The 18,470-nt window shown below is 60.2% G+C and carries 18 protein-coding genes; 7 read left to right on the top strand and 11 right to left on the bottom strand.

Going from position 1 to position 18,470, the window contains the following annotated elements; translation table 11 throughout:
• Positions 1 to 151: 151 nt before the first annotated feature.
• Positions 152 to 1,210: an IS110 family transposase gene (locus tag AABC73_RS27635; RefSeq protein WP_341524163.1), complete on the bottom strand. Its 1,059-nt coding sequence runs from the start codon at positions 1,208 to 1,210 to the stop codon at positions 152 to 154.
• Between the two features lie 228 nt (positions 1,211 to 1,438).
• Between AABC73_RS27635 and AABC73_RS27630 the strand changes: the two genes are divergently transcribed.
• Positions 1,439 to 1,777, top strand: coding sequence for a multidrug transporter (locus tag AABC73_RS27630; protein WP_341521726.1), 339 nt, complete (start codon positions 1,439 to 1,441; stop codon positions 1,775 to 1,777).
• 8 nt (positions 1,778 to 1,785) lie between these two features.
• Here AABC73_RS27630 and ggt read toward each other — a convergent pair whose 3' ends face one another.
• The 4 genes from ggt to AABC73_RS27610 form a co-directional block, all read right to left on the bottom strand.
• Positions 1,786 to 3,513 (bottom strand): gamma-glutamyltransferase, encoded by a 1,728-nt coding sequence (ggt, locus tag AABC73_RS27625; protein WP_341521725.1) that lies wholly within the window; start codon positions 3,511 to 3,513, stop codon positions 1,786 to 1,788.
• A 64-nt stretch (positions 3,514 to 3,577) separates the two neighbouring features.
• A complete protein-coding gene (locus tag AABC73_RS27620; protein ID WP_020293448.1) occupies positions 3,578 to 3,829 on the bottom strand; it encodes a YfhL family 4Fe-4S dicluster ferredoxin in 252 nt (83 codons plus the stop codon).
• Positions 3,830 to 3,932: 103 nt separating this feature from the next.
• Complete coding sequence (gene coaD, locus AABC73_RS27615; protein ID WP_065832524.1) at positions 3,933 to 4,412, bottom strand: pantetheine-phosphate adenylyltransferase; 480 nt, start codon at positions 4,410 to 4,412, stop codon at positions 3,933 to 3,935.
• Between the two features lie 203 nt (positions 4,413 to 4,615).
• Positions 4,616 to 6,037, bottom strand: a complete 1,422-nt coding sequence (locus AABC73_RS27610) for a coniferyl aldehyde dehydrogenase (RefSeq protein WP_341521724.1) — start codon at positions 6,035 to 6,037, stop codon at positions 4,616 to 4,618.
• A 166-nt stretch (positions 6,038 to 6,203) separates the two neighbouring features.
• Between AABC73_RS27610 and AABC73_RS27605 the strand changes: the two genes are divergently transcribed.
• Both AABC73_RS27605 and AABC73_RS27600 read left to right on the top strand, forming a co-directional pair.
• A complete protein-coding gene (locus AABC73_RS27605) occupies positions 6,204 to 6,875 on the top strand; it encodes a TetR/AcrR family transcriptional regulator (RefSeq protein ID WP_341521723.1) in 672 nt (223 codons plus the stop codon).
• A gap of 52 nt (positions 6,876 to 6,927) precedes the next feature.
• Complete coding sequence (locus tag AABC73_RS27600; protein WP_341521722.1) at positions 6,928 to 7,785, top strand: sulfurtransferase; 858 nt, start codon at positions 6,928 to 6,930, stop codon at positions 7,783 to 7,785.
• Between the two features lie 135 nt (positions 7,786 to 7,920).
• Here the strand turns inward: AABC73_RS27600 and AABC73_RS27595 are convergent, their stop codons facing one another.
• The 6 genes from AABC73_RS27595 to AABC73_RS27570 form a co-directional block, all read right to left on the bottom strand.
• Complete coding sequence (locus AABC73_RS27595; protein WP_341521721.1) at positions 7,921 to 8,244, bottom strand: AzlD domain-containing protein; 324 nt, start codon at positions 8,242 to 8,244, stop codon at positions 7,921 to 7,923.
• Positions 8,241 to 8,969: an AzlC family ABC transporter permease gene (locus AABC73_RS27590; protein WP_341521720.1), complete on the bottom strand. Its 729-nt coding sequence runs from the start codon at positions 8,967 to 8,969 to the stop codon at positions 8,241 to 8,243. Before AABC73_RS27590 ends, AABC73_RS27595 begins: the two co-directional genes overlap by 4 nt.
• Positions 8,970 to 9,138: 169 nt before the next feature.
• Positions 9,139 to 10,155: a hydrolase gene (locus AABC73_RS27585; protein ID WP_341521719.1), complete on the bottom strand. Its 1,017-nt coding sequence runs from the start codon at positions 10,153 to 10,155 to the stop codon at positions 9,139 to 9,141.
• A gap of 240 nt (positions 10,156 to 10,395) precedes the next feature.
• On the bottom strand, positions 10,396 to 10,980 hold the full coding sequence (rsmD, locus tag AABC73_RS27580) for a 16S rRNA (guanine(966)-N(2))-methyltransferase RsmD (RefSeq protein ID WP_341521718.1): 585 nt from the start codon (positions 10,978 to 10,980) through the stop codon (positions 10,396 to 10,398).
• Positions 10,980 to 12,458, bottom strand: coding sequence for a pitrilysin family protein (locus AABC73_RS27575; RefSeq protein ID WP_341521717.1), 1,479 nt, complete (start codon positions 12,456 to 12,458; stop codon positions 10,980 to 10,982). The genes rsmD and AABC73_RS27575 overlap by 1 nt, the downstream gene beginning before the upstream one ends.
• Positions 12,455 to 13,807 (bottom strand): pitrilysin family protein, encoded by a 1,353-nt coding sequence (locus AABC73_RS27570; RefSeq protein ID WP_341521716.1) that lies wholly within the window; start codon positions 13,805 to 13,807, stop codon positions 12,455 to 12,457. Before AABC73_RS27570 ends, AABC73_RS27575 begins: the two co-directional genes overlap by 4 nt.
• A gap of 265 nt (positions 13,808 to 14,072) precedes the next feature.
• Here AABC73_RS27570 and ftsY point away from each other — a divergent pair, with 265 nt between their 5' ends.
• The 4 genes from ftsY to rpoH all read left to right on the top strand — a co-directional run bounded on the left by ftsY (position 14,073) and on the right by rpoH (position 18,342).
• Positions 14,073 to 15,584 carry a signal recognition particle-docking protein FtsY gene (gene ftsY, locus AABC73_RS27565; RefSeq protein WP_341521715.1) on the top strand — a complete coding sequence of 504 codons (1,512 nt, stop codon included), beginning with the start codon at positions 14,073 to 14,075 and terminating at the stop codon, positions 15,582 to 15,584.
• On the top strand, positions 15,581 to 16,252 hold the full coding sequence (gene ftsE / locus AABC73_RS27560) for a cell division ATP-binding protein FtsE (RefSeq protein ID WP_020293460.1): 672 nt from the start codon (positions 15,581 to 15,583) through the stop codon (positions 16,250 to 16,252). Before ftsY ends, ftsE begins: the two co-directional genes overlap by 4 nt.
• A complete protein-coding gene (gene ftsX, locus AABC73_RS27555; RefSeq protein WP_065832514.1) occupies positions 16,249 to 17,280 on the top strand; it encodes a permease-like cell division protein FtsX in 1,032 nt (343 codons plus the stop codon). Before ftsE ends, ftsX begins: the two co-directional genes overlap by 4 nt.
• Positions 17,281 to 17,487: 207 nt before the next feature.
• Entirely contained in the window at positions 17,488 to 18,342 is an 855-nt protein-coding gene (gene rpoH / locus AABC73_RS27550; protein WP_020293462.1) for an RNA polymerase sigma factor RpoH, read from the top strand.
• Positions 18,343 to 18,470 lie beyond the last annotated feature (128 nt).

The following is an 18,470-nucleotide window of genomic DNA, read 5'->3' as shown; positions in this document are numbered from 1 at the left end:
ACATTGGGTAAGCTCGCGGTATGCCGATTACGTTAAGGCCTCAAAGGGCCAGTAGGACCGCAGGCATCTATCCGCGACGGTCTGACCTGGGGTCAATGTTCTTCAGCAGCGGTTGAGGTGACTCAGCACCCCGGTGGCAGAACTCTGTTGATTAATGATTCATCGTCGCCTCCTGGCAACCTGCAGGCTGACGACGATAGGTCTGATTGTTTTGCAGCAGCACCCAGACGATGCGCAGGTTTCTATTGGCCAACCTTACGGCTGCTCCTTTTTGACCATGCTGACTTAGCCAGCGTCTTAGCCGGCGATCATCGGGATGCTCCGAATCAGGCTTCACCTGCCTTAACACGGCGTGCGCTCCTTGAATCGACAGGCTGCGAATATAGCCATCTCCGCGTCTGCAAATTCCTCCCAATCGGATTTTTTGCCCGCTGCTGTGCTGCTCGGGCACCGTGCCGAAGTAGGCAGCAAACATTCGGGCATTGGCGAAACGCTCAGGCTCAGTCTGTTTGGCCAGCAAGGCGGTGGCGATGATTGGGCCGATGCCGCGCACTGTCATCAGACGCTTTGCTGTCTCATCTTCGCGCGCTGCTGCTTCCAGACGGCCCGTCAGTACATCGATGCGCTCACCCAGATGGCTCCATTCGCCCAGCATTTCATCAATCAGCTCGCGCAACATATCCGGCAATGGCTGGATGGCATCTTCCAATATACGTGGGACATTTCGGCTGAGGGTCACCGCCCCTTGCGCCATGGCAATGCCCTGTTCCAGCAACAGCCCGCGTATCTGATTACCCATTGCAGTGCGCCGCCTTACATACCCTTGTCGAGCACGATGCAGAGCCTGCATGGCCAGTTGTGCGGTGCTTTTGACTGGCACTGGCGCAATGTTTACATCTCGTCCTGAACGCAATATCGCCAGCACATCGTTGCGATCATTTTTGGCACCGCTACGATGTTTGGCGACATGTTGCGCCGGTAAAATTCGCGCCTGATTGCCTTGTGCTTGCAACAGCCGCGCCCAAGCCTGCGCGCCAGGGCCGGTCTCCATCAGCACCGTCACGCCTGCCGGCAGTTTTTGTAAAAAGGCCACAAAGGTTTCGCGTGACTTGATCCGCTCTTCGTAAATGACCTGACCAAGGGCATCTTCCCCGGCCACCTGGAACACATTCTTGGCAAGATCTACCGCCACTGTCGAACAAGCCGACACGTCGGCTGAAGACAAGGCGTTATTTTTGGTCGTATGCTTTTTCATGGACTCGCCCTCGCTGTCGTTGGCTTCTTAAGAATGCCACCGTGGCGCTACAGACGCCTCGGCTTGGGCGAGTCCATCCAATTACGGTATGCATTTCAAATCAACACCTGCGCCCCTTGCTTAAGCCCCATCGCTGTTTATAGTGAACGGCATCCCAATCCGCTGCGCCTGAAGGACCATGCCATGAATCCGTTTCGTATTCTTGCCGCCACTCTGACGCTGCTCTTCGGATTGCAGGCGATGCCGGCGTTGGCGCAGCCGCCAGCTCAGGGCAGCGGTGATCCGGTCTACAGCATCCAGAACCCGCCCGCCTACGCCATGATCGGCGACCTGCTGATCGCTCGGCCGTTATTGATCGTCGCGACCGTCGTGGGTGCCGGGTTATTTGTCGTCGCGCTGCCGTTCACGGCAATGGGCGGCGGTATTGGCGATGCGGGCAAGGCGTTGGTCGTTGATCCGGGCAAAGCCGCGTTCGTACGCTGCCTGGGCTGCACCGGCGACGGCTACAACAAGCGCGAATAACCTGCAAGTCAGGGCGAAACTTCCCAGACCTTCGGATCGAATTGCTGCGAAACCCCCAGCCCGCGAGGATCACTCGCGGCTTCGACCTTGCCGCTGTCCTTGTGCCAGAACAGCACCTGCTGATTGCCATAGACATGCTTGATGTCCTTGAGCGTGTAGCCGCGCGCCTGCAGATCAATCATTTCCCCGGTACTGAACGCGCCCGGTTCGTGTTCGATGACGTCTGGCAGATATTGATGGTGATAACGCGGCACTGCGGGCCAGGTCGCGATGGGTTGGCCGTCCAGGTATTGCAGCATCGACAGCAACACCATGCTCGGAATTCGGCTGCCGCCGGGGGTACCGAAGGCAGTGAATTCGGTCGGACTTTCAATGAAGCTCGGGCTCATGCTCGACAGTGGCCGCTTGCCGGCCGCAATGGAGTTGGCCTGACTGCCCGCCAGCCCATAAGCATTGCTGCCTCGCGGGTCGGCGGCAAAATCGTCCATCTCATCGTTCAAGACCACGCCTGTGCCCGGCGCCGTGAAGGCCGAACCAAACGGCAGATTCACGGACAGCGTGGCCGCTACCGCGTTACCGTCGCGGTCCAGGGTTGCGAAGTGCGTCGTGTGTTCACCCTCGCGCCATAGCGGCGATGGCCGCAGGCTGCTGCTGGGCGTGGCATCGCGCGGGGAGATGCTGCTGGCCATTTGCGTCAGGTATTCCCGATCCAGCAAATGGCTGACGGGATTGGCGACAAAATCCGGATCGCCGAGCAAACCCCGATCGCGATACGCGCGGCGCAGCACTTCCACCACGTAATGGGCACGCTGCACCTTGTCGGCGTCGCGCCACGGCAATTGTCCGAGCATCGTCAGGCTCTGCGCCAGGGCAATGCCGCCAGCCGAAGGTGGTGGGGCGCTGATCAGCTCGCGTTTCTCGTCCAGCTTGAAGCGCAGCGGTTCGCGAGTGATAACCCGGTAGCGGTCCATGTCATCCAGGCACCAGATCCCGCCAGCCGCGCGCACGCCGTTGATCAGCGATTGCGCGGTCAGCCCGTTATAGAAACCTTCGCGACCACGATCCGCCAGGCGGTTCAGCGTCGCGCCCAGTTCCGGCTGCTTGATGATTTCACCCAGCGCTGGCACTTCACCGCGGCGCAGAAACAGTCGCGCGCTCTCCGGATCGTCGCGCAGGGCGGACAGACGGGCCGTGGCGCGCTGGCGATAGATCGAGTCGACGGCGAAGCCTCGGTAAGCCAGGCGAACGGCCGGTGCCATGGAGATGCTCAGCGGAAGCTTGCCGTAACGTTCGGCCAACTCCACCAGCGCGGCGGGCAAACCGGGTATCGCGGCGGCGAGCGGGCCGTTGAGCGACAGGGAAGGCTGGATTTTGCCGTCACGGCGGTACAGGTCGTAGGTGGCCTTCAGTGGCGCTTTTTCCCGGGCATCGAGAAAAATATAGCGAGGCCGTTCACCACTCTGGCGCAGCAGGAAAAACCCGCCGCCGCCCAAACCGGACCCGTAGGGTTCAACCACCGCCAATGCCGCACTGACGGCCACGGCCGCGTCGAAGGCGTTGCCGCCCGCAACCATGATTTCCCGACCGGCGGCGGTGGCTTCAGGGTGTGGGCTGGCAATGGCGGCGTGTTGTGCAGAGGGGTTCGATTCTGCGGCAAGGACAACGTGTGCGGTAAGCAAGCACAGGGCAAATAGTGCGCTCGACAAATAGTGCTGCAACTGTTGCGTTGGAATCATGCGGGGCTCGCTTTTGGTCGACAGGCTGAACAGCCCGGTTTCGGCGAGGACTCGGATGCCGGTACTACACCTTGCTGGTTAGAATCAGGTATTTGGCCATCAGCTCATCCTTGCTCTCGACGTGGGTTTCATCCAGCGGGATGCAGTCCACGGGGCAGACTTGCTGACACTGCGGCTCGTCGTAATGGCCAACACATTCGGTACACAGGCTTGGATTGATCACGTAGATCTCTTCGCCTTGAGAAATCGCCTCGTTCGGGCACTCGGGTTCGCAAACGTCGCAATTGATGCAATCGTCAGTGATGATCAGGGACATGAAGCACTCCTGCCGCGGACAGCGCCGGGGCATATGAAATCTAATGCGGCGAATTGTGCCGCATTACAAGATTCGATGCACCCTGGCGTTGCCGATAAAGAGCTTAGCGCTTGAAACGTTCGGTAAGCGCCTGGGCGACAGCCGGATGCACAAATTTGGTGATATCCCCGCCCAAAGCCGCAATTTCACGGACCAATGTGGAAGATATGAACGAATAACGCTCTGACGGGGTGAGAAACAGGCTTTCCACGTCCGGTGCCAGTTGGCGGTTCATGTTCGCCAGTTGAAACTCGTACTCGAAGTCGGAAACTGCCCGCAGGCCGCGTAGAAAAATATTCGCGTTCTGTTCCTTGGCGAAGTGGGCGAGCAACGTTGAAAAGCCCACCACCTCGACATTCGGCAGGTGTTTGGTGACCTCGCGGGCCAGCTCCACTCGCTGTTCCAAAGGGAAAAGCGGGTTTTTCTTCGGGCTGGCGGCCACGGCAATGACCACTTGGTCGAACAGGCGCGAGGCGCGTTCGACCAGATCGCCATGGCCCTTGGTAATCGGGTCGAAGGTGCCTGGATACAACACTCGGTTCATCGCGTCGTCCTGGTCGGAGTCCTTGGGGAATCGGATGGTATCGCAGCAATCCCCATGGGCCAAGTCGGCGGTGGAGATTGTTACGCGGCAAACCGTGGGAGCGAGCTTGCTCGCGAAGGCAATATTTCACGCCCCAATGATGTGTCGGACACTCGGCGGTCTTCGCGAGCAAGCTCGCTCCCACAATGATAAAACCGGGCTCCTCACCGAATAAACAACCGATACACCAACCGTTGAATCGCCTTGCCGTAGGGCGGATAGATCAGCCGGGCGGCGTTGAATCGCTGTTTGATGAACACCCCCTTGGCCTTGCTGAAGGTCAGAAACCCTTCGCGGCCATGATAATGGCCCATGCCGGAAGGGCCGACGCCGCCGAAAGGCAAGTCGTCCTGGGCAACGTGCAGCAGCGTGTCGTTCAGACACACGCCGCCAGAATGGGTTTGTTCCAGTACGCGCTGTTGTTCGGCCTTGTTGTAGCCGAAGTAATACAAGGCCAGCGGGCGAGGGCGCTGATTGATGTAGGCAAATGCCTGGTCGATGCGGTTGTACGGCACGATCGGCAGCAATGGCCCGAAGATTTCATCCTGCATGACCAGCATGTCGTCGCTGACATTGAGCAACAGGCTGAACGGCATGCGCCGGTCCTGGCCCTGATCGTATAGCGTAATTACTCTGGCGCCCTTGCGGGTGGCGTCTTCGAGGTAGCCGGTCAGGCGCGTCAGTTGTCGCTGATTGATGATTGCCGTGTAATCCGGGTTGTCGGTCAGCGTCGGATAAAACCCGAGCACCGCGTGCCGGTAAGCTTCGACGAAACCCTCGACACGATCTTCCGGTACCAGCACGTAATCCGGCGCGACACAGGTTTGCCCGGCGTTCAAAGTCTTGCCGAAGGCTATCCGTTCGGCAGCGTCCTTGAGCGGCACGTCAACGGAAACGATAGCCGGCGACTTGCCGCCCAGTTCCAGCGTCACCGGCGTGAGATTTTCGGCGGCGGCGCGCATCACCTGCCTGCCGATACTGGTCGAGCCGGTAAACAACAAGTGGTCGAACGCCAGCCTGGAAAACTCGATGCCGACCTCGGCCTCGCCCAGCACCACCGCGACCAGATCTTCCGGGAATACCTGTGCAAATAGCCGCTTGAGCAGTTCACCGGTAGCGGGCGTCGACTCGCTGAGCTTGAGCATCACCCGATTACCAGCTGCCAGCGCGCCGATCATCGGCCCTACTGCGAGAAACAGCGGGTAATTCCACGGCACGATCACCCCAACCACGCCCAGCGGCTGATACACGACCTTCGCCGACGCCGGCTGAAAGGCGATGCCAACCTTGCGCCGTGCCGGTTTCATCCATTTCTGTAGATTCTTTCGTGCGTCATCGATGCCCATCAGGCAGGGCATCAACTCGGCGAGCAGGGTTTCATCGGCGCTGCGGTGACTGAAATCGCTGCTGATCGCCGCAATCAGCGCTTCGCGCTCGGCGCTGAGCAGGTCGCGCAGGGTGTTGAGCCATTGCCGACGCTGGCCGGCGGTCGGCATGGGGTTGGCGGCGAACGCCTTGCGCTGCAGCGCGAGCAGTTCGCTGAGCGGCTGCTGCGTTGCGGGCTTCCAGGCGGGTTCGGCGGACATACGCGGCTTCCTTTATCGACGTTGTGCTTTGGTTCTAGAGTAGATGCTCTAGAAAGTCAATTTGTACCTCGGGCAAGAAAATCACCCGCCCGGCGAGGCAGCGATCGGGCAGCACTTGCGTTAACATCCGTCTCATTCCAATAACACCCGAGCGACCGAGCTGAGCATGGCCCCACGCATCAAGACCCGTGAACGCATCGTGCAGAACAGCCTTGAGCTGTTCAATCTGCAGGGCGAGCGCAGTGTGAGCACCAATCACATCGCTGCGCACATGGAGATTTCGCCGGGCAATCTGTACTACCACTTCCCCAACAAGCAGGCGATCATCGCCGAGCTGTTCAGCGAATACGAAACCTTGGTAAACACCTTTCTGCGTCCACCTGGCGGGCGTTTGCCGACGGTCGAAGACAAGCGTTATTACCTGCTGGAAATACTCGACGGCATGTGGCGCTATCGTTTCCTGCATCGGGATCTGGAGTACTTGCTCGATACCGATCCGGAGCTTGCCGACCGCTACCGTCGTTTTTCCCAGCATTGTTTGATCCAGGCCATGGCGATCTATGGCGGTTTTGTCGAGGCTGGCATTCTGGATATGGATGAGGTGCAGATCGAGTCGCTGACCCTCAACACCTGGATCATCCTGACGTCCTGGGTGCGTTTTCTCTGCACGACCCGGGAGAACAGCAGTCATCTGAACGAAAACGCCATGCGGCGCGGGGTTTACCAGGTGTTGATGCTGGAATTCGGCTATGTCACGGCTCAGGCACGTGATGAAGTGAGCGCCCTGTGTTCAGAGTTTTATGTGCCGCTGCACGAAGCATTGGCACAAACGGTGTGATTCAAGGCTTTCCAGGTTTCGATCAAATAATGAACAATTTAAGGAGCCAGTCATGTCTATCGCGCAACTGATCAGCCCACTCCAACTGGCCGAGCGCCAGGAGAAAGACGCGCTGGTGATTCTCGATTGCCGCTTCGCCCTCGAAGATCCGGAATATGGGCAGCGCAGCTACGCCGAAGGGCACATTGCCGGCGCCTGTTTTGCCGACCTGGAGCGCGATCTCAGCGGTCCGGTCAGCAAAGGCAAAACCGGTCGCCATCCGCTGCCGAATCCTCAAACGCTGGTGCAGCGTTTGCAGGTTCTGGGCGTCAACGCGGACAGCGACGTCGTCCTTTACGACGATGGTCCGGGTGCATTCGCGGCCCGCGCCTGGTGGTTGCTGGCCTGGCTGGGCAAGCGTGATGGCGTGTTCATTCTCGATGGCGGCCTGAAAGCCTGGCATGCGGCGGGCTTGCCGTTGAGTCTTGATGCACCGGATAAAAAAATCGGTCATTTCAACGGGCAGCCGGACAAGTCGTTGCTGATCGACGCCGAGCACCTGCAGGCGAAATTGGGCAACCCGGATATGACATTGATCGATGCCCGGGCCGAGGCGCGTTTCCGGGGTGAAGTCGAACCCATCGACCCGGTTGCCGGACATATTCCCGGCGCGCAGTGTGCGGCTTTCAACGAAAACCTCGGGCCGGACGGACGCTTTTTGAGTCCCGAGCAGCTCAAGCAACGCTTCGCCGCCAAGCTGCAAGGTCGCGCACCTGAGAAGCTGGTCGCCTATTGCGGCTCGGGCGTAACCGCCTGCCATAACCTGTTCGCGCTGTGCCTGGCCGGTTATCCGCTGGGCAAGTTGTACGCCGGGTCGTGGAGCGAGTGGATTACCGATCCAAAGCACGAAGTGGCGACTGGCGCCGCCTGAAACATCGGATCTGTAGGACCGGCTTTAGCCGGGAGGGCGAGACGTCTGAGGACGCAATTGCTGCGATTGAACGGGCTTGCTCCCGGCTGAAGCCGGTCCTACGGCATGTATTGCCCGCAAATAATCCGGGGTTGATTAAAACTGCCCCAACACCCAGCGCAGCAGAAAAAACACCAGCAGCCCGCCGCCAATGGTCGCCAGCAGATTGCGGCTTAGCGCGGCGATGGCAATGGAGGCCAATCCAGCCAGCAGATACGCGTTATCCAGGCTCAGCTGCCAATGCGTGCCGTCGGGCAGCAACATGCCGGGTACGACAATCGCGGTCAGGACGGCGGTCGGCACGTAATGCAGCCCTTGGCGCACCACGGGCGGGAAACGCAGATTCGGCCAGGCGAACAGGCTGTAGCGCATCAGAAACGTGATCGCCGCCATCGCCAGAATCAGCCACCAATAACTCATGAGCGAACCTCTTTGGTCGAACTTTCTGGGCCGGCCGCTGACCGCAGCCGCTCCAGAATCACCCCCACCGCAATACCGCTGAACGCCGCAGCCATCAGCCCGAGCTTGTACGGCCAGGCGTAAGTCATCAGCGCCACCGCGCCAGCGGCAATCGCGGCGGCAATTTGCGGCTGGTTGCGCAATAGCGGCACGACAATGCCGATGAAGGTGGCGAGCATAGCGAATTCCAGCCCCCAACCGGCCATGTCCGGCACAGCCTGCCCGAACAACACGCCAATCAGCGAACTGAGCACCCAACTGGCATACAACGCGCTGGCCACACCCAGCCAATACCAATGGGCCAGCGGCGTGCGGCCGTGGACGAGGTAAAAGCGTTGCACCACGGCGAAGGTTTCATCGGTGAGCCAGAACGCCAGCAACAGCCGCCAGCGTTGCGGCAACCCGCAAACCTGCGGCTGCAAGGTGGCGCTGTACAGCACGTGGCGCAGATTGACGATGAAGGTTGTCAGCAGGATAACCACCGCGCCAGCGCTGGCGCCCATCAGGCTGATCACAATGAATTGCGCGGAACCCGCGTAGACAAACATCGACATGCCAACGGCCTGCCAGAGCGACAGCCCGGCCACGCCAGCCAGCGTGCCGAAAATGATACCGAAAGGGACAATGCCGACAATCATCGGCACGCTGTCGCGAAGGCCTTGAAGATACAGTTGAGTGCGGGACATTAGGGTCCTCCTTATGTCGCGCATCTTAGCTCAGGTGCCCTGCACAGCCATCAGATTTGGAATGCTCGTTGGAGCGAGGCTTGCCCGCGAAGGCAAACTCCTGACTCTGATGTGGTGATCTTGCCGACCTCTTCGCGGGCAAGCCTCGCTCCAACAAAAGAGTGCCGGATTAGCCGTGATGCGTGGTGGTCAGCCACAACGGAATGCGCCGCTCCAGGTAATAACCGGGATTTTTCAGCGAGCCGTCCACAAACCCCACATGTCCGCCTTTGGCCTGCAGCTCGAATTGCGTACTGGACGACAGTTCATCGGCTTCGGGCAGGCTGTGCTTGAAGACGAAAGGATCGTCCTCGGCCTGAATAATCAGCGTCGGCGTGCGAATTTCTCCAAGGAAATAGCGACTCGAAGCGCGCCGGTAGTAATCCTTGGCATCGACGAAGCCGTTCAGCGGGGCGGTGACCCGGCCGTCGAAGTCCCAGAAAGTACGCATGTTTTCCAGCGAGCCCAGCGCCGCCAGCTCGGCCAGGCCTTCGCTCATGCCTTCATGCTGGAAGTGACGCTGTTTGTCGCGGATATAGGCGAGCATTTCGCGCATGAAATGCCGCTGGTAAACCTTGGAAAAGCCCATGCCAATGCGATCCGCGCACTCATCCAGGCGGAACGGCACGGACACCGCGACGGCGCCGAGCAATTCGCTGTTATGGCCCGACTCCCCAAGATATTTGAGCAATACGTTGCCGCCCAGCGAATAACCGACGGCGTACAGCGGCGCCAATGGACGCAGGGCGCGCAAATGGGCGACCACCGAAGCGAGGTCTTCGCTGGCGCCGGAGTGATAGCTGCGCGAGAGCAGATTGGGTTCGCCGGAGCAGCCGCGCCAGTTCAGCGCCACGCTGGCCCAGCCTTCCTGCGCCAGTGCCTGTTGCAACCCGGCCACATAAGGCGAATTCGACGAACCGGTCAGGCCGTGCAGCACCAGCACCAGCGGGGCATCGACTTGATGCGGGCCGTACCAGTCCAGGTCCAGGAAATCGCCATCATCGAGCCAGACCCGCTCGCGCGGTCGCTCCATCGGCTTGACCCGACGCCACAGCGGCCCCCACAAGGTTTGCAGATGCGGATTGCCCAGGCCCGAGGCCGGGACGAAGCGGTTGGCAAACGAGGAATTTGCGAGCTGAGTGATCACGGTCGTCCTCCGGCAAGTGACGTTGCTGGATAAGCGTAAGTTGCCACAAGTGGGGTTCGATGTAAGCGGGTTATTGCTGAGTGGTAGGGGTTGGCGCCTGAACAGGTTTCAACCCTGGAACGAGCTTGTGTGGGAGCGAGCTTGCTCGCGAAGAGGTCAGTACATCCACCACAGCGTCGTGGTCTGAAATATTGGCTTCGCAAGCAAGCTTGCTCCCACAAAAGTGCGGGGCGTTTCAAGTCACCCGCGCTGCCACAACGCGTAATACACCTGGCCGGCCTTTTTCTCGCGGTGCAGGCGCCAGCTACCCGGCAGGCCGGTGGTTGAAGGCGGCGTTTCGCTTTCGGTGTAGATCCAGGCGTTTTCCGCCAGCCAGCCGTGGGATTCCAGCAGGGCGCAGGCCGAGGCCAGCAGGTTCTGATGGAACGGTGGGTCGAGGAACACCACGTCGAACGGCTCTGCGGCCTGGTTTTCCAGGTGACGCAGCGAGTCGGTGTGCGACAGCTGGCCGGTCGTGCAACCCAGCATGGTCAGGTTCTGACGCAGGCTGGCGATGGCCGCCGCGCTGTTATCCAGTGCCAAACCCTCGCTCGCGCCACGGGACAGCGCTTCGAAGAACAACGCGCCGCTGCCGGTGAACACATCCAGCACGCGGGCGCCTTCAATGTGGGTCGCCAGCCAGTTGAACAGGGTTTCGCGCACCCGGTCCGGTGTCGGACGCAGGCCTGGAGCATCAGGGAAAGTCAGCTTGCGACTGCCCCATTGCCCGCCAATGATACGTAGTTGGCCCAGGCCGTTATGGCCCTTCGGGCGTGGATTGGCCATTAATGCTCCGGGACCCCAAGAGGTCGTTCTGCAGGTTTTTCGGTGGGTGGCGGCAGTGGTTTCTGCGGGACGGTCGGCCCGGCAGTGACGATCACCATCTTGTCTGCGCTCAAGTGTTTGCTCATCGCGGCCTTGACCTGCTCGACGGTGACTTCCTGCGACTGGATCATGAAGTCTTCGAGGAAGGTCAGCGGCAGGTCATAAAAGCCGATGGCGCCCAGTTGTCCAACGATAGCCGAGTTGCTGGCGGTGGACAGCGGGAAGCTGCCGGACAGCTCGCGCTTGGCGTCGTCGAGTTCTTTCTGGGTCGGGCCGTTGGCGAGGAAGTCGCGGACGATGTCCTGCACCAGTTTCAGGGTGTTTTCGCTGAGTTCGGCGCGGGTTTGCAAACCGATCATGAACGGGCCTTGGGCCTGCATCGGGGTGAAGCCCGAGGAAATGCCGTAGGTCAGGCCGCGCTTCTCACGCACTTCGGTCATCAGTCGGCTGCCGAAGCCACCACCGCCGAGTACCGAATTGCCCAGTGAAAGCGCGGCGAAGTCCGGATCGTTACGGTCGATGCCCAGCTGCGCAAGCATCAGGTGAGTCTGCTTGGATGGAAACTCGATGTGGGTTTCCCCGGCCTTGGGCTCAACAGGCGTTGGCAGTTTTGCCAGCGCCGGGCCTTTAGGCAGCGATGCCGAGACCTGCGCGGCAATGGCTTGCGCTTCGTCGCGGGACAAGTCGCCCACCAGCGCAATCACCGCGTTGCCAGCGGCGTAAGCCTTGGCGTGGAAGGCCTTGAGCTGAGCCAGAGTGATCGGCGTGATGGTCTGCGCGGTGCCTTCGCTTGGATGGCCGTAAGGGTGATCACCGTACAGCCGCTTGAATAGCTCTTTACCCGCCAGCGCGCCGGGGTTCTGCTTCTGGTATTCGAAGCTGGCCAGCAGCTGATTCTTGATCCGTGCCAGTGAATCGGCCGGGAAGGTAGGCTTGCCGACCACTTCGGAAAACAGCTTCAGCGCAGGTTCGCGCTTATCCGCTGTGCTCAGGCTGCGGACCGAAGCCACGGCCATGTCGCGATAGGCGCCGTTGCTGAAATCCGCGCCCAGACCTTCGAAACCTTCAGCGATGGCGCTGACGTCCTTGCCTTTGACGCCTTCGTTGAGCATCGCGTTGGTCAGCACGGCAATGCCGGGCGTGGCCTGATCCTGACTGCTGCCAGCGGCGAAGGTCAGGCGCAGGTCGAACATCGGCAGCTCGCGGGCTTCGACGAACAGCACTTTCGCGCCTTCGGCGGTTTTCCAGGTCTGGATGTTCAAGGCGCGGCGTGCAGGTGCCTTGCCGTCCAGCTCTTTCAGCGATTGCAGTGCAGGTTGCGCGGGCGCGTCGGTTTTGACTGCATCCTCGGCAAGCACTGTTTGTGTGGCGAAAACACTGAGTCCGGTGCTCAACAACAGACCAAACAGCGTATTACGTGGGCCGTTGCGCTCACTCATTTTGCTTTCTCCTCAGGCAGAACGTGCGCAACGCTGAGGCGCTCACGGGTGAAATAAGTGCTCGCGGCTTTCTGGATATCGGCCGGGGTGACGCTTTGCAGCGAAGCCAGCTCTTCGTCGATCAACTTCCACGACAGGCCGACGGTTTCCAGCTCGCCGATGGTGCTGGCCTGACTGGTGATGGAATCGCGTTCGTAGACCAGCCCGGCGATAACCTGCGCGCGGACTCGTTCCAGCTCTTCAGCAGAAGGCGGCTTGGTTTTCAGCTCGTTGAGCAGTTTCCAGATGCCGGCTTCCACGTTGGCCAAGGATTTTTTCTTCTGCATGTTGGGCGTGGCGCTGATCATGAACAGACTGTCGCCACGGGCGAACGCGTCGTAGTTGGACGACGCGCCGGAGACCAGTTCTTCGCCACGCTCCAGGCGCGACGGGATGCGCGCGCTGTAGCCGCCGTCGAGCAGGGCGGCGATCAGGCGCAGGGCGTTGACCGAGCGCGGGTCTTCAGCGGTGGCCAGGCTCGGCACGTTGAAGCCGTACATCAGGCTCGGCATTTGCGTCTGTACATGCAGCGTGATCAGGCGTTCGCCCGGTTCTGCCAGTTCCAGCGGTTTTTTCGAAGGCGGCACGTCACGACGCGGGATCGGACCGAAGAAGCGCTCGGCCAGGGCTTTGACTTCCTCAGGGTTTACATCACCCACTACCACCAGCGTGGCGTTGTTCGGCACATACCAGGATTCATACCAGTGGCGCAGCTCCTCGACTTTCATGCGTTCGAGGTCGGCCATCCAGCCGATGGTCGGCGTATGGTAGCCGCTGGCCGGGTAGGCCATGGCCTTGAAGCGCTCGTAGGCCTTGGCGTTCGGCTTGTCGTCGGTGCGCAGGCGGCGCTCTTCCTTGATCACTTCGATTTCGCGGCTGAACTCGTCGGCTGGCAGCTTGAGGCTGGCCATGCGGTCGGCTTCCAGTTCGAAGGCAACGCTCAGGCGGTCGCGGGCCAGGACCTGGTAATAAGCGGTGTAGTCATCGCTGGTGAACGCGTTTTCTTCGGCGCCCAGATCCCGCAGGATCAACGAGGATTCGCCTGGACCTGTTTTGGAGCTGCCTTTGAACATCATGTGTTCCAGCGCATGGGACAAACCGGTCTGGCCGGGCGTCTCGTAGCTCGAACCGACTTTGTACCAGACCTGCGAAACCACCACTGGAGCGCGGTGGTCTTCGCGCACGACCACTTTGAGGCCGTTCTCGAGCATGAATTCATGGGTAGGTTGCGGGTCGGCGGCCAATACTGTCAGGGGCAGACAAATTGTGCTGAGCAGCAGGCCTGCGGCGCGGCGGGCTAAAGCATTCATTCGTAATTTGAACCTGTAGGACGGCCCGCTTGAACTTAGCGTCGGCGGGCGCGGGGGTGTTAGGATAGCGGTCCGTGTGCTCTGCGACCATTACAATGATTCAGCAACTGTGGTGCCGGGCTGTCACGTAGCTGACCATCCCTGTAGGAGCGGATTATGCTCGGCGGGCAGCTGAACAAGCAGTCGCAAAAGTAGTCTGTTTTGCATGTCAGAATTTTCAGAGGCGCCGCTCTGGCGCGTCGCTACCTTGAGATAGCCGTCCTCCATGTTTGGTTCCAACGACGACAAGAAGAACCCAGCCCCGGCTGGCGAGAAGAAAGGCCTGTTCGGATGGCTGCGCAAGAAGCCGCAGGAAACCGTAGTCGAACAGCCACAAGACTTACCCACAGCTGCGCCTGAGCCGATTGTCGAATCGACTCCGCTGGTCGCTGAGCCGCAGTTCGTCCCGGCGGCGACGCCTGAACCTGTGCGCGAGACCTTCCACGCTGAGCCGCAGCCGGTCAATCCGCCTGCGCAGTCCCAGCCGTGGCTGACCTTGCCGGTTGCCGAAGAGTCGGTGGCGCTGATCGACGAGCTCGAGCCGCACGTCACGCCGCCAATCGCGCCGCCAGTGATTTTCCATCCGCAGCCAGTCCCGACTCCAGCGCCGCAACCAGAGCCGCGAATTGACGTGCCAATGGTCGAGCCCGAGTCGACCATCGTGCCAGAGCCAGAGCCAGAGCCAGAGCCAGAGCCAGAGCCAGTCCTGGAACCCGTTGCCGTAGCGCCGGTGATCGTCCCGGTTGTCGTTGCCCCAGAACCAGAACCCGCACCGCCAGCCGTCGTACCCGTAACCGAAGCCGCCAAGGCCGGTTTCTTTGCCCGCCTCAAGCAAGGCCTGTCGAAAACCAGCGCCAGTCTCGGCGAAGGCATGGCCAGCCTGTTTCTCGGCAAAAAAGTCATCGACGATGATTTGCTTGAAGAAATCGAAACCCGTTTGCTCACCGCCGATGTTGGCGTCGAAGCCACCGGCGTGATCATTCAAAGCCTGACGCAGAAGGTCGCGCGCAAGCAGCTGACCGATGCCGACGCGCTGTACAAATCCTTGCAGGCCGAGCTGGCTGCGCTGCTCAAACCGGTTGAACAGCCGCTGATCATCGACAGCAGCCGCCGGCCGTTCGTGATTCTGGTGGTCGGCGTCAATGGCGCGGGCAAGACCACGACCATCGGCAAACTGGCCAAGAAGCTGCAACTGGAAGGCAAGAAAGTCATGCTGGCTGCGGGGGATACCTTCCGCGCTGCGGCCGTCGAACAGTTGCAGGTCTGGGGTGAGCGCAACAATATTCCGGTCATCGCCCAACACACTGGCGCGGATTCCGCTTCGGTGATCTTCGATGCCGTGCAGGCCGCCAAGGCCCGTGGTATCGACGTGTTGATCGCTGACACCGCCGGGCGTCTGCACACCAAAGACAACCTGATGGAAGAGCTGAAAAAGGTTCGCCGGGTCATGGGCAAGCTCGACGCCGACGCGCCGCACGAAGTGCTGTTGGTACTCGACGCGGGCACTGGCCAGAACGCTATCAATCAGGCCAAACAGTTCCATCAGACCGTGACCCTGACCGGTCTGGCCCTGACCAAGCTCGACGGCACCGCCAAGGGCGGCGTGATTTTCGCGCTGGCCAAGCAGTTCGGGCTGCCGATTCGTTACATCGGCGTGGGCGAAGGCATTGATGACCTGCGCACCTTTGAAGCCGAACCCTTTGTCCAGGCTCTGTTTGCGGAGCGGGAGCGCACATGATTCGTTTCGAACAGGTCGGTAAACGCTATCCGAACGGACACGTCGGCTTGCATGAGCTGAGCTTTCGAGTACGTCGCGGTGAATTCTTGTTCGTCACCGGTCACTCCGGTGCTGGCAAAAGCACCTTGTTGCGCCTGTTGCTGGCCATGGAGCGTCCGACCACCGGCAAACTGCTGCTGGCCGGTCAGGATCTGGGCCAGATCACTACGGCGCAGATTCCATTTCTGCGTCGGCAGATTGGCGTGGTGTTCCAGAACCACCAGTTGCTGTTTGATCGCACCGTGTTCAACAACATCGCCTTGCCGTTGCAGATTCTTGGCTTGTCCAAGGCCGAGATCAACAAGCGCGTCGATTCTGCGCTGGAGCGCGTGGCGCTGTCGGACAAGACCGATTTGTACCCCGGCGACCTGTCCACCGGTCAACAGCAACGCGTCGGCATCGCCCGCGCCATCGTTCATCGCCCGGCTTTGCTGCTGGCCGACGAACCGACCGGTAATCTCGATCCACGCCTGGCGGCGGAAATCATGGGCGTGTTTGAAGATATCAACCGGCTGGGCACCAGCGTGCTGATCGCCAGTCACGACCTGGCCCTGATCGCCCGCATGCGCCATCGCATGCTGACCTTGCAGCGCGGCCGTTTGATCGGCGACGGGGAGGCTGGGGTATGAGTGCTACACGTTCGTCCAAGGTTTCCGATCGCGTCGCGCCAAAAGCGGCCGAACCGACGCCACAGAAAAAACCCAAGAAAAACAGCCACGATGACGACGGACCGGATTTCGGCACGCTGTTCAACGCCTGGCTGGAAAGCCATCGCTCCAGTCTGGCCGACAGCTTGCGTCGTCTGGGCAAGCAGCCGATTGGCAGCTTCTTTACCTGTCTGGTCATGGCGATCGCCTTGAGCCTGCCGATGGGCTTGTCGTTGCTGTTGAACAATGTCGAGCGGCTGGGCGGTTCCTGGCAGCGCGCGGCGCAGATTTCGCTGTACCTCAAGCTCGATGCCAGCGCCAGCGAAGGCGACAAGCTGCGCGATGAAATCAAGCTGATGCCGGGGGTTGCCGACGCTGAATACATCAGCCGCGAGCAGGCCTTGACCGAGTTTCAGCAGCAATCGGGTCTGGGCGAGGCGCTCAAGGAGTTGCCGGAAAACCCGTTGCCGGGCGTCGTACTGGTTACGCCGAACGAAGTCGACAAGCCTGCGCTGGAAGCACTGCGCACACGTCTGGCGGAAATGCCGAAAGTGCAGCAGGCCCAACTGGATCTGGTCTGGGTCGAGCGTCTGGCGGCAATCCTGAAACTGGGCGACCGCTTTGTGTTTGGCCTGACCGTGTTGCTGGTTCTGGCCTTGCTGCTGGTGATCGGTAACACCATTCGTCTGCACATTGAGAACCGACGCACGGAAATCGAGGTCATTAAGCTGGTTGGCGGCACCGATAGTTATGTACGGCGTCCTTTCCTTTATATGGGCGCATTGTATGGTCTCGGGGCAGGGTTTCTGTCTTGGGGGGTTCTGGCTTTTGGTCTAGACTGGCTCAACGACGCGGTTGTCGGGCTGGCCGGACTGTATGGAAGTGACTTCGCGCTGGCCGGTGTCCCGCTCGCAGATGGCCTTTCGCTCTTGCTTGGAGCGGTGCTCTTGGGGTATATCGGTGCGTGGATTGCAGTAGCACGCCATTTGAGTGAGTTGGCACCTCGGTAAATTTTTCTTCATCTATTGACGATGTAGGACCGGCTTTAGCCGGGAGCACGTGCAAACGCGTCTCTCACGGCTCTCGCGGCTAAAGCCGCTCCTGCACACCGTATTCCCAAGAGGGAGCGCGGTTTGGTTAGGGAACTTGTCTAGCGGTTCCCGGTCAATTTCGCAGTGCTGAACTGCACGAGTCATGTGTCGGAGGTATCGTTTCGTATGACCACTTCTTTGCAACCTGTCTATGCATTAGCCCCAGGCGCAAACCTGGAAGCCTATGTGCACACCGTGAACAGCATCCCTTTGCTGACGCCGGAGCAGGAGCGTGAACTGGCTGAGAGTTTGTATTATGAGCAGGATTTGGGGGCGGCTCGGCAGATGGTCCTCGCCCACCTGCGTTTTGTCGTGCATATCGCACGCAGCTATTCGGGCTACGGTCTGGCCCAGGCTGACCTGATCCAGGAAGGCAACGTTGGCCTGATGAAAGCCGTGAAACGCTTCAACCCGGAAATGGGTGTGCGTCTGGTGTCCTTCGCCGTTCACTGGATCAAGGCGGAAATCCACGAGTTCATCCTGCGCAACTGGCGCATCGTCAAGGTCGCGACTACCAAGGCGCAGCGCAAGCTGTTCTTCAATCTGCGCAGCCAGAAGAAACGTCTGGCCTGGCTGAACAATGAAGAAGTGCATCGCGTGGCGGAAAGCCTCGGTGTTGAGCCACGTGAAGTGCGCGAGATGGAAAGCCGTCTGACCGGTCACGACATGGCGTTCGACCCGGCAACTGAAGCCGACGACGACAGCGCGTTCCAGTCGCCTTCCAATTACCTGGAAGACCATCGTTACGATCCGGCGCGTCAGCTGGAGGATTCCGACTGGACCGACAATTCCACCGCCAATCTGCATCAGGCGCTGGAAGTACTGGACGACCGCAGCCGCGACATTCTCTATCAGCGCTGGCTGGCTGAAGAGAAAGCCACGCTGCATGATCTGGCGCAGAAGTACAACGTCTCCGCCGAGCGTATTCGTCAGCTGGAAAAAAGCGCGATGAACAAGCTCAAGTTGTCGATTGCTGCGTAAGCGGTAGCCGAACAAAAAAACGCCCCGAATGGGGCGTTTTTTATTGGGAAACCCGCTCGCTCTAATGCAGCATCACGCCGACACTGGAATTGGAACGCATTTCGTAGGGCCGGCTTTAGCCGGGAGGA

Origin of the sequence: Pseudomonas sp. G.S.17 (assembly GCF_038096165.1) — a bacterium.
Taxonomy (GTDB): Bacteria; Pseudomonadota; Gammaproteobacteria; order Pseudomonadales; family Pseudomonadaceae; genus Aquipseudomonas.
The sequence above is the reverse complement of the archived record's forward strand: the minus strand, read 5'-3'. Positions and strand labels throughout refer to the sequence as shown.